The 11,130-nt window shown below is 50.1% G+C and carries 11 protein-coding genes; 6 read left to right on the top strand and 5 right to left on the bottom strand.

The genetic code is table 11. The annotated features are described in order from the left end of the window. Positions 1-1,097 precede the first annotated feature (1,097 nt). From V3U24_01675 to V3U24_01655, 5 genes are all read right to left on the bottom strand, one after another. The gene (locus tag V3U24_01675; protein MEE9166165.1) at positions 1,098-1,874 is read right to left on the bottom strand and encodes an NAD(P)/FAD-dependent oxidoreductase; all 777 of its coding nucleotides are present in this window, start codon (positions 1,872-1,874) and stop codon (positions 1,098-1,100) included. A gap of 83 nt (positions 1,875-1,957) precedes the next feature. Further along, a complete protein-coding gene (locus V3U24_01670; protein MEE9166164.1) occupies positions 1,958-2,635 on the bottom strand; it encodes an FAD-dependent oxidoreductase in 678 nt (225 codons plus the stop codon). Positions 2,636-2,732: 97 nt separating this feature from the next. Then, positions 2,733-3,716 (bottom strand): Gfo/Idh/MocA family oxidoreductase, encoded by a 984-nt coding sequence (locus V3U24_01665; GenBank protein MEE9166163.1) that lies wholly within the window; start codon positions 3,714-3,716, stop codon positions 2,733-2,735. A 147-nt stretch (positions 3,717-3,863) separates the two neighbouring features. Next, positions 3,864-4,436 carry a deiodinase-like protein gene (locus tag V3U24_01660; GenBank protein ID MEE9166162.1) on the bottom strand — a complete coding sequence of 191 codons (573 nt, stop codon included), beginning with the start codon at positions 4,434-4,436 and terminating at the stop codon, positions 3,864-3,866. Between the two features lie 331 nt (positions 4,437-4,767). Beyond that, entirely contained in the window at positions 4,768-5,376 is a 609-nt protein-coding gene (locus tag V3U24_01655) for a hypothetical protein (protein MEE9166161.1), read from the bottom strand. A gap of 35 nt (positions 5,377-5,411) precedes the next feature. Between V3U24_01655 and V3U24_01650 the strand changes: the two genes are divergently transcribed. From V3U24_01650 to V3U24_01625, 6 genes are all read left to right on the top strand, one after another. Then, positions 5,412-5,774 carry a helix-turn-helix transcriptional regulator gene (locus tag V3U24_01650; protein ID MEE9166160.1) on the top strand — a complete coding sequence of 121 codons (363 nt, stop codon included), beginning with the start codon at positions 5,412-5,414 and terminating at the stop codon, positions 5,772-5,774. 85 nt (positions 5,775-5,859) lie between these two features. Next, positions 5,860-6,552 (top strand): hypothetical protein, encoded by a 693-nt coding sequence (locus V3U24_01645; protein MEE9166159.1) that lies wholly within the window; start codon positions 5,860-5,862, stop codon positions 6,550-6,552. 1,073 nt (positions 6,553-7,625) lie between these two features. Continuing rightward, entirely contained in the window at positions 7,626-9,626 is a 2,001-nt protein-coding gene (locus V3U24_01640) for a glycoside hydrolase family 127 protein (GenBank protein MEE9166158.1), read from the top strand. Between the two features lie 210 nt (positions 9,627-9,836). Beyond that, positions 9,837-9,989: a hypothetical protein gene (locus V3U24_01635; GenBank protein ID MEE9166157.1), complete on the top strand. Its 153-nt coding sequence runs from the start codon at positions 9,837-9,839 to the stop codon at positions 9,987-9,989. Next, a complete protein-coding gene (locus tag V3U24_01630; protein MEE9166156.1) occupies positions 9,986-10,204 on the top strand; it encodes a hypothetical protein in 219 nt (72 codons plus the stop codon). Before V3U24_01635 ends, V3U24_01630 begins: the two co-directional genes overlap by 4 nt. A 41-nt stretch (positions 10,205-10,245) precedes the next feature. Further along, complete coding sequence (locus V3U24_01625) at positions 10,246-11,085, top strand: alpha/beta hydrolase (GenBank protein MEE9166155.1); 840 nt, start codon at positions 10,246-10,248, stop codon at positions 11,083-11,085. The last annotated feature ends 45 nt before the right edge of the window (positions 11,086-11,130 follow it).

Genomic DNA, 11,130 nt, shown 5'->3' with positions numbered 1-11,130 from the left:
TATGATTACTCCCTAAACTGCCTTGGTTTCTGCTTCAGACAAAGTCAAATAAAGTCAAATAGTACCAGATTATGGATACGCTTTGTATGGATACGCTTTCGAAGTTGAGCTGACGAAGTCAAGTTGGCTGCCGGCGGGTTTGGACACCTGCTTTGGGAGCAGGGGGTCGCGAGTTCGAATCTCGCCGCCCCGACTACTGATTGCCCGACTTGAACATCATGTTCTCCTCGGGCTTCACTGCTTTTGTGCTGAATCATCTAACCTCTGTTAACTTGTCAAATCAGTTCAATATCGCTCATTTGTGATAATAACGGGACACAAATCAGCGGGACACACGTTCAAATCAAGATATGCTTTCTAACCAAAAACGCTTTCAGTGGAAAACCGGACGGGGGTGGGAGGTTTTGTATGTGAAGTCGTCACTCATTGTTGAATAGTCTTCATCAATTTGAATCAAATGACCAGCCCCCATTCTTTGGATCACGTTTCGCCTAACTGGTCTGATTAATTCTTCTGTCTGCTGTCCGGTTCCCTAAGAATACGTAAACTTACAGAAGTAATCGGAAGAGGAGGGTTAGTTCGACCAGCCAATAACAAGAATCAGAGTGACATTGTGAAGAGAGACAAGAAGATGACAGCCCTAAAAAGATTTTCAGATAACAGTCACTGGCTCTTACGAACGGCATTGGCAGTAAGGTGAGGCTATCCAAAGCACAGCAGAATATCGTTGGAGAAAAGATATGAGGAAATTCCCATTGCTCCCGGAAATCGCAAAAAGTAAAGCCTTGTCCCGACCGAGAATCAGATATGAGATCACCTCCTCAAATTGACCCGGCTCATAAATCGCTATGATTCCTGGTAGAATTTTATAGACTTCATACCACGACTGTTCTTGTGGAATCCTCTCGAAGTCTTTCCACTCTGGACGAGGAAGGTTTAGCCACCAATTATCCTGGCTTTCGCCCCGATTCACAATTCCAGACCCGTCTTTCTCGTTATTATTTTGTGTTGAGGAAAATGTTATTACTATCAAAAAGGGAATGATTACGGCAATGAATCTGGGAAAATTGAACTTCAATACCGTTTCTTAGTTAATACTATTCAGCTGCTCTACGGATTTCCTTGTTTGCTCGAACACCGGATTCGATAGCTCCGTTCATGGAAGCTCTGTGGATTGACGTGTGCTCTCCAGCAAAGTGTACTATGCCTTCCGACTGAAAGGCGAGTTTAATGAAATCTTTCGCCTGTCCGATACCAGGAAATGAGTAACTTCCTTTTATCCAGGGGTCTTCATTCCAGTATTTGCTTACGCCTCCCTCCCAGTATTGTGTCGCTTCATTCCATATAGATTTCACCGTATCCTTGGCTATGGTTAATCTTTCCTCTTCCGAGATATTTCCTAACTTTTCTGCGTCTTCACCAGCCGTGAAAGATAGTATTATCCCTCTGGGGCCAGGTTGGTCGACGGAATGGTGATACACCCGCCGGAGCGGTGTATCGGTAAAAATCCGTTGGCCCAGACTTCCCGGTTCGTCCCAGAATCTCTTGGTGAATTGCATGGCAATCTTCATGACGTGGCCATATGACAGTTCACGAATGCATTTCATTTTCCCGGCGGAGAATTCAGGTTCGATAGCAACCTCTCGGAGAACCTTAAATGGCATGGCAATAACAAGACGTGATGATGTCATGGATTTAAGCTTTCCTTCTTCTTCAAACCAGACCTCAACACCATTGTTATCATGGTGGATTCGTCGTACAGGTCTTTGATAGTAAATCTTGGATGCTATCGTCTTAGCCAAACTCTTTGGTAATTGGTCGTTTCCGCCTAAGATTCTGCCCTCATCGGTCTCTTCATTGAATGCACCAGCCATATAGTGACTCAGCACTAATGTGAATGCCGACAAGGTCTCAGGCCGTCCTGTACTTTCTGTTGCGTTGGTATAAGTGTACAAATTTATGATGTCTTCTGGCGTCCCTCACTTCTGAGTAAATCAGCCACAGACATGTTATCGAGAGCAAGAACTTCTTCAGGAAGACGCTCGATTCCCAAACGTGGACCTGCGGTGAAGGAATCGGTGATAGCATGACAACTTGTACAGGTCATTCCGTACTTCTCCACCGTTTCTTTAATCATCTCAACCCAATGTTGAATGTACCGACTTTCCTGGGCGAACAATTTTCCACCCTCTACACCTTCATAGGGAAGTCGCGTTCGATTCCGCTTGAAATCGATTATCCTGTACTTCCGGCCTCGGACAAAGATGCCGTCGTAGAGTTTTGCTGTAAGAATTTTCAGACCGAATTTCTTTGCATACCTCCGAGCATATTCATCCTCAGAATTCACATATTCAGCACCCATCTCTGCCGATAGATCACCAGCGAATGAATCCCGATAGGTCCTGACACGACCACCAGAATAAGTCCGTGCCTCCAGAACAGTCACATCAAAACCTGCCCTATCTAATTCGTAAGCGCAACTTAAACCAGCTAATCCTGCTCCAATGACTATGACATGCCTTGATGATTCGGGCGCTGAGGAAAATGCTTTAGCGAGTCCTCCCGGTGCTACTATCGCTAATGACGCGCCAGAACCAGCGGTCCTAATGAACTCACGGCGTGATATGTTTCTCATATTTGAATCATTCCATTCTTTGCATAAGTAATATCACTGGTTCGGAGATATAAACACCAACACTTATTGAGGCGGTACTGCATACTCTAATGTGAACCTAGGCCCAAGTTCCACTTTCGGTACTTCGGACAACATCTTCGATCACCCTCATGTTGGCCACAGCATCCTCCAGTGGCGTCGGCACCTCCGTGTCGTTAAGCACCGCAAGCGACATCAAGTCACCTTGTAATGTGTACTGGTTGCAAACATCAAAGACGATTTCCTCAATCTCAACTCCGCGTTGATGCCATATCCTACAAGGCTGATCGGACGGGGCATTGAATGGTATCTCGATCTCGACCCAGCCCTCCGTTCCAAAGATGTGGACCCGCTGATAAGGCGTCAATTGCGTGGAACACGTGAACATCGAAATTCCTCTGCCAAAGTCCAGTACCCCCGAGGTAAGCCGATCGGTCTTGAACTCTGGATCGTATTGCATCACACCCCATACCCGTTGAGGCTCGGTGCCAAAGATGAACCGTGCAAGCGAAATGCAATAACACCCAATGTCCATCAGTCCACCCCCGCCGATTTCAGCCATGTTGCGGATATTTCCAGGGTCAACATTGTGGTAGGAAAAGAATGACTGAATGGCCTGCAATGCGCCGATCTTCCCCTCAACAACCAACTGCTGCGCTCGCTGCCATTGAGGATGATGGCGATACATGAAGGCTTCCATCACTTTCAATTTGGTCTCATTCCGGGCTACATTCAGCAGTTCCTGAGCCTCAGCAGCTGTCAAACTGATGGGCTTTTCGCACAACACGTGCTTGCCAGCATCCAGCGCTTTGATGGACCAGGGTACATGTAGATGATTGGGCAGGGGAATGTATACAGCATCAACGTCAGAATCAGCCAGCAGTTCCTCGTACGAGCCATAGGCCTTGGGAATGACCAGTCGCTCGGCCGCCTGCTGAGCCTTCTCTAGACTTCGTGAGGCAATTGCAGCCATGTAGCAGTACTCGCTCAGTTGCATGGCGGGAATCACCTTTTCGACACCAATCCTGGCTGTGCTCAAGACGCCCCAACGAACCTTCTTCATTTCGCCACTCCTATGATGGATTCAGCCTCTCGCCGACCACGATGTGCCGCCCAACAGCGGCGAGCCGACAGCCCGGCTAATCTTCTGACAGGCTCGAAGTGTACCGAGGCCGGATCCACCCCAGTGAGTGGTTAGTCGGACGCATATCTAAACGTCTGATTCCATCAATCGGTCGATAGCCCTCTTCAGCTTGCTTGGTTCAAATCCCCACGGCCCTATACCGCCTGCATAAGCCACCTTTCCATCAAAATCAACCAGATAAAGCCGGTCGGGCCAGGCCGCATACGCCTTCATCACCCCATCATCCATCTCATCCACAATGGTCGGTATTCCATACTTCAACCGTACCTGACAAGTTCCTGCCAGTGCTCGGCGTTCCGCAATCGTTCGGGGATCTCGAATATCATGATTTCCCATGTACCATCCGTCAGTCGGATGGGCTTCCCGAATGTAGATCACAAGGAATTGGACGTGATCACCGTACTCGGCATACAGATCATGGAGACGCACGGCCCCTCTTACAAAGGGCTCTCAAGTGAAACTGCCGAATATCAGCGCAACGGGCTTTTTCCCGCGGAAGTCCGAAAGCCGAACAGGGTTTACACCGCTTACATCCCGAAGCTCGAAATCAGATGTTAGTTCGCCTCTCTTGGGTGCCTTACGATCATACCGTCTATGCCACTTGATGCTGTCTCGCAAGCTGCTGATTGTGTCACTCATCTCTACAAAATCCCCTTAGCATCAGTACCAAATATGCATCAGCCTAACAAATATTATACGGGTAAATTTCCATGTAGGCGCTTCGCTCTGCATCAACGAAACTTGTCGATATACGTACATTTTACCAGATCACTTTACAGGAAAAAACCCGCCAGTTACCGATGGTAGAGTGGGGGATTAGAACAGTGACCCCTAAGGGAGCGAACCCCTGTTGCCAGATCGAAAACCTGTCAACGTGCTCTATTTTCAGTGACTTATGGCGTTCTGTGACCATAACGTGACCATCCTGCCAACGAAAAACGGTTGATCCTGCCCCTGTTTTGGGGGTGGGTCAGGTAGTCATCAGGGATTGAGCCAGAATCTCGATGGGGAAAAGTTGCGGTGCTTTAAGTTGAAGCACGCTTGGAAAGCGTGTGTACGGTAACCCCGTACCCCGGGTTCGAATCCCTCCCTCTCCGCCAAATGTAACTTCCGCTTCTGAAAGGAGGCCGTATGGCAGCGCCGTAGGCGCGGCTTGGGGAAGAAAAGCCCGTCGCGAAGCGACGAAATGGGACGGGACGGGCACGGAAAAGCGCGCGGATTTGTCACGAACTGTAGGGTTCGTTCCAATTTCTTGGACAAGTAACTTCATTTTGTGAAAGTCGGGGTTGTTTGCCAAAAAATCGGCTTGTTTCGTATCTAAAATCCACTCCCGAAAGTGTTCGACCCACTTGTTTCCTCCGCGTTCAAAATCTTTCATTTCCTCTCTCAAAGCGGCGAGGGAGCGCATAATTTCATCTTTCTTTTTGAGATATAGTTCTTTTGGTATATCACCATCAAGATAGGTTGAGATAAGTTTCTCCAAGTGCGCCTCGCCGTCTTTGATTTCTTGAGCAAGATTTTGAACCTCGCTTTGCGACGCCCGCGATTCCTCGCGCTCCCACTCTTTCACTTTCTCCACTTGACATATATCCGCTACGGATATAAATTGGAAGCATGGCAAACAGCAAAGCAAACGCGCCCCTCACTCCGGCGGTGCTTCATATACTCCTCGCGCTTTCCACGCAGGAGCGGCACGGCTACGGAATCATGAAGCAAGTCGAAGCTGATTCGCAGGGAAAGGTAAACATGGGACCGGGCACGCTCTACGGCTCGATTGGTCGCATGATCGAGGCCGGATTGATACGCGAGAGCGACAAAAAGATAGACCCTGAAATGGACGACGAGCGGCGGGTCTATTACAAAATTACCGGTTTCGGCCAAAAAGCGCTCGCGGCGGAGTTGCAACGATACCGCGAGGTTGTAGCGGTCGCCAAACAAAAACGACTATCACCGAGTACTTTTGCGTATGGCATATGAACACTCGATACGACGATTCCGAAACTGGTACGCAACACTGCTTCGTCTCTACCCGAAGGGGTACCGCGAGCGCTTTGGAGAACCGATGGAGCAGACCTTCAACGATCTTCTCCGAGAGCGCGCAGAGGAAGAAAAAGGATTATTCGGCTTCGCTCTCTGGATGTTCGTCGAAACATTCGCAGGAACTATTAGAGAGAACGTAACGGTTATCGTTATGCAAAACAAAAGCATCATCCGCATTGCGCTCGTGACAGCGTTCATATTGCTTCTGCCCTTGTTAGCGATGCAGTTCACCGATGAAGTGGTCTGGGATCTGGCTGATTTCGCTGTCGCCGGCGTCCTGGTATTCGGCGCTGGTCTCACGTATGAGCTGATTGCGAGGAAGGCGGGTAATATCCCGTACCGAGCCGCCGTCGGCGTTGCGGTGGCGGCAGCACTTCTCCTTGTCTGGATGAACCTTGCCGTTGGCATTATCGGAAACGAGGAAAACCCCGCCAACTTGATGTACATCGGGGTGCTCGCCGTCGGAATCGTCGGTTCCCTCATCGCGCGCTTCGAGCCAAATGGAATGGCACGCGCGATGTTCGCGACGGCGCTCGCTCAGGCGTTGGTCGCCGTGATCGCGCTGATCGCCGGGTTGGGCTCCATGGGGCCGATCTGGCCGAGGGATATCTTGATCCTGACTGGGTTCTTCGCCGCGCTGTGGGTCGGATCGGCGTTGTTGTTTCGGAAGGCTGCGCGGAAGGAATCTCCCGCGGGCGCAGGGCCGGAGGGTTGACCCGCGCGCCGGCGATCGAATCAGAGACCGCGGACATAGGCCGGTTCCTCGGGACGGAGATTAAAACTTGACCTGCCCGGCTTCCGATCCTCCAGCGCCCACTTAGAATCTCAGCGGCGTATCACTGACAAGAACCCGTCCTTCTCGACGGGTTCTTTGTATTCGGAGGTTCTGCGGCAACCCAATCAAACAGACCATCTGCTCTGTCAGGTTTGGTCAGAATTGGTCAAATAATACCGCTTCCGGGATACACTTTTTCGGGATACGCTTAAGATTTGGGCTTAATGTCTTTGAACCTAGATCGCTTCCAGCGAAAAACCCCAGGGGGGAGGGTTTTGTATGTAGGTCGAACTCACATTGCAGAACAGTTTTCGTCAATTTGAGTCAAGTAGAGTCAAATCCTTATGGAAGATTACTTCGGACTTAGATACGAAGGGGGGCGTTTCCTCAATATGGGCTCACTCGTCTGAGCTCTATTTTCTCCCGTAGTTGCAGCCTCCAAACCGCTATCTTTGGCAAAACGATCGATTTCTTGCAGAGTTCTTGCAGCTTTTTTCGTAAGCTCCTGGCAGATTAATCTAAAGGGAGCCAGCTATGTTTCGGGAAAGAGGTCAAGATCGGAGGAAAGGTAAACGCAGACAAAAGCAAATGCCCGTGGCCATTGACAAAAGGAAAACAAAAGATAGGCGCAGGGGAGAAGATCACCGAAAGAAAAAACAGTAACGCCCTCCAGTATAAGCTTCCCTTCTGATACTCACCATGAATTCAGATTCTTCTGTACCTTTTATCGCATAATTGAGTCCTCGCTTAGAGGTGCTTTAAAACGCTTTCCACGCACATTCCAGGCCTATTCTGAGGCGACTTTTTCAGGGTTATGGAGATCCCCCCCCCTACGACTTTCAGGAGATGCAGTTGCTATTTTGATATTTCAAGAAATTTGTACCAGAAATAACGGAAAGTTCATCTTCACCATTGGTGAGTCCAAAGGTCATTGCTTCTCTCCAGGTGAACCGATATATTCCGCCCGCAAGAATTGTGGCAAGAAAAAGCCTGCAGAAGGTGAATGATAGCCGATGAGAAGGAGCACCAAAGGGACCCGTCTTGTTCTGTTTCTCGCAGTCGTTAACGTCATGATAGGGTGTGCAAAAGACCGTGAAAAAGATTATCCCGTAAGACCTGTCCCATTCACCCATGTTCGGATTGAAGATGAGTTCTGGCTTCCCCGGATGGAAACCAACCGGGCTGTTACGATTCCATTCGACTTCCGAAAGTGTGAAGAAACGGGACGCATTGACAACTTCGCCAAAGCCGGGGGCCTCATGGAAGGGGAGTTTGAGGGGTACCGGTACAACGATTCCGATGTCTTCAAAGTTATGGAGGGAGCGGCTTATTCGCTGGCTCTGCATCCGGATCCAGATCTCGAAGACTATCTGGATGAGCTGATAGCCAAAATCGAGGCGTCTCAAGAGGAAGACGGATATCTTTACACCACACGCACGATTGACCCTGAACATCCCGCACCCGGTGCGGGGAATACCCGGTGGTCCAACCTGAAGGACAGTCACGAGCTCTACAACGTAGGCCACATGTACGAAGCCGCCGTCGCGTATTATCAGGCAACGGGAAAACGTCATTTCCTGGAGGTGGCGATCAAGAATGCCAATCTCGTGGATGAGGTGTTCGGACCTGGGAAAAGGCGCGACGTTCCCGGACATCAGGAGATCGAGATCGGTCTTTCCAAACTCTACCGGACGACCGGGGATGAGAGGTACTTGAGGCTTGCGAAGTTTTTTCTAGTCGAACGGGGCCACACTCATGACCGTGACTTATATACTTTCCAGTTCAACGAGGGCTATATCCAGGACCACAAGCCTGTACTTGAACAGGATGAGGCCGTTGGCCATGCTGTCCGTGCAGGATACATGTATTCCGGTATGGCAGATGCAGCCGCTCTTACGGGTGACCGGGACTACGCGAAAGCCACCACTCGAATCTGGGAAAATGTTGTATCGAAGAAACTCTACCTGACAGGTGGTATCGGCGCGCGTCGAGAGGGAGAAGCCTTCGGTGACAACTACGAGTTACCCAACGCGGAAGCCTACAATGAGACGTGCGCCGCGGTTGCCAACATGTTATGGAACCACCGGCTCTTTCTGCTCCACGGTGACGCTAAGTACATCGACGTATTCGAGAGAACACTGTACAACGGCTTCCTTTCAGGAGTTTCCCTGGAAGGCGACAGGTTCTTCTACCCTAATCCCCTTGAGTCCGATGGCAATTTCAAGTTCAACGGAAGTTCAGCAACACGCCGTTCCTGGTTCACAACATCCTGCTGTCCTACAAATGTGGTCCGCTTTATGCCATCGATTTCCGAATATGTCTACGCCACCTCTGAGGACCGGCTGTACGTAAATCTCTTTATGCAAGGAAGCGCCGAGATTGTAGTGAATGGCAGCATGGTGCGAGTGACGCAGCAGACCCGTTACCCGTGGGATGGAATAGTCAAGTTGACAGTTGATCCTGAACAACCTTCAAGATTTTCAGTCTGTGTCCGGATTCCCGGTTGGGCAAGAAACAGTCCGGTGCCTAGTGATCTCTACCGGTACGCAGGCGAAAGCGATGATAAACCTCATATTGAAGTCAACGGAAAACCCGCGAAGATCAGCCTGAGGGATGGGTACGCTCACATCCGCCGCGTCTGGCACGAGGGAGATGTCCTGAGGCTTAAATTGTCCATGAAAGTCCGCCGAGTTTTGAGCCATGAAAAGGTAAGGGGAAACATTGGTAAGGTAGCTCTTGAACGGGGTCCCGTTGTTTACTGTGCGGAGGGGGTGGACAACGGTGGAGATGTAGGTAACCTTTCGATCCCTGACGATGCGAGCCTGACAACTGAATACCGTGAAGATCTCTTGAATGGTGTGGTCGTGATCAAAGGCCGTCCTCGGCAGGTGTCCCGGGCTTCGGGAAAGATTTTCGAATCGAAGCTATCGAGCGAGTTCATGCTGGTTCCTTATTACTCCTGGTCACATCGAGGCACGGGAGATATGGCGGTCTGGTTCCGACGGGGACCGTAAGATCGATTTGGAGTTCCTGCCAGTTCGGCACCTGTATGACCCATTTTCCCCATTCAGATGCCAGGCAGAGAGGTGCAAGTGAAAACGACGTCGAATCGGCAACTTGTTCAGTGGACACAGGTCATTTTTCTGGTGCTCATGGGCTAGAAGTTTCTTGCGGAAGCCCACATGAATTTCAGGGGGAACAGAGGAGAGAGGAAGGGTCAACCCGTGAATGATCAGCTGATTCCCACGGGAGTAATCGAGAGTGCGAAGGATTCCCCCATGGATCTTTCCGTCCCGAAATTCATCGGCTCCGAAATTGATCGGGTGGAAAGCGGTACGACCACAATAGCGCGCTCGACGGCGAGGGTGAAGACGTGACCCTGGCAGCGTTGCGTAATGAACCTCACAGCGGCCGCGTGATGGAGGTATACACAACCGGACCCGGTATTCAATTCTACACCGGGAATTTCCTGGATGGTTCCGTGACCGGCAAGTCAGGTTCGGCGTACCATAAACACTACGGTTTTTGCCTGGAAATCCAGCATTTTCCCGATTCACCCGACTATCCTCACTTCCCTTCCGTATATTCTTAATCCGGATGATATCTACACTCAAGAAACCATTCTGAAGTTCTATGCGAAGAAATAGGTTCCCCCACACAACCGGCCAGTCACTCATTATCTCCTACCGCTCCCGTTTTCTGCCGGCCATTCTCCTCCTGTTCGTCCTGTTTTCTTTCTGGCCTGGAGTATCCGAAGCTTCCCCAGACACTGTCTTCGTTCTGCAAACTGACGAGTTACCCGTTGGTGAGCAGGTAAGATCTTCAGGTGAGAAGCTCATATCTCAGCCTTACGGATTCACCAGAATATCGAGCGATTTGAGTCACAACATGAAGATCGGGCATATAGCCGTTCATGGTTTTGGATCGGAGGGATATGAATGGGTGGGCTCTCTGGTTCAACTTTCCGAGGTCTACACGAACACTTTCTTATATCGATACGACTGGAACGGCTGTCCCGAGGAGGCCGCCGAGACGCTGGCGGATGGGATAATTGAGCTGTTCAGAGAATCTCCTGGTGTTGAGAAACTTGTCATCTTCGGTCACAGTTACGGTGGTCTTGTGGTCACATTCTGCGCGAGCAAGCTGCATCTGAATATTCCCATAGAAATTCATGCGATCGCTGCTCCCCTGGCAGGATACACACGGCTTTTCAAGAACTGCACCGTTGCTCAGGACAGAGATGGAAGGATTGCATTTCCCACGTGGGAGAATAGCGTAATTTATACTCAGTGGCGAACACAGTTCCAACTGGACAATGCATTTCGACAATTCCCCGAAGATCCGCAGGAAAGCAATCTAGCTGATAGCGGCATATTTCTTTTGCCGGACACCATGGATGGGCGTCGTCTCGGTCACAACTGGTCGATTACCTGGGTGATTGACGAATATCTTGGGATTCCCCACAGCCCGTGAGAACGGGATTTTGTTTTGACACTGTTGATCTCACGCCTTAAAATT

The organism is Candidatus Neomarinimicrobiota bacterium, assembly GCA_036476315.1.
GTDB lineage: Bacteria > Fidelibacterota > Marinisomatia > Marinisomatales > S15-B10 > JAZGBI01.
The sequence above is the reverse complement of the archived record's forward strand: the minus strand, read 5'-3'. Positions and strand labels throughout refer to the sequence as shown.

What these genes read in the sequence shown, in the direction of transcription:
- V3U24_01675 (MEE9166165.1), bottom strand. Translation starts at nt 1,874, where the DNA reads ATGGCTGGTGCATTCAATGAAGAGACCGATGAGGGCAGAATCTTAGGC.
- V3U24_01670 (MEE9166164.1), bottom strand. Translation starts at nt 2,635, where the DNA reads ATGAGAAACATATCACGCCGTGAGTTCATTAGGACCGCTGGTTCTGGC.
- V3U24_01665 (MEE9166163.1), bottom strand. Translation starts at nt 3,716, where the DNA reads ATGAAGAAGGTTCGTTGGGGCGTCTTGAGCACAGCCAGGATTGGTGTC.
- V3U24_01650 (MEE9166160.1), top strand. Translation starts at nt 5,412, where the DNA reads ATGGCAAACAGCAAAGCAAACGCGCCCCTCACTCCGGCGGTGCTTCAT.
- V3U24_01645 (MEE9166159.1), top strand. Translation starts at nt 5,860, where the DNA reads ATGGAGCAGACCTTCAACGATCTTCTCCGAGAGCGCGCAGAGGAAGAA.
- V3U24_01640 (MEE9166158.1), top strand. Translation starts at nt 7,626, where the DNA reads ATGAGAAGGAGCACCAAAGGGACCCGTCTTGTTCTGTTTCTCGCAGTC.
- V3U24_01625 (MEE9166155.1), top strand. Translation starts at nt 10,246, where the DNA reads ATGCGAAGAAATAGGTTCCCCCACACAACCGGCCAGTCACTCATTATC.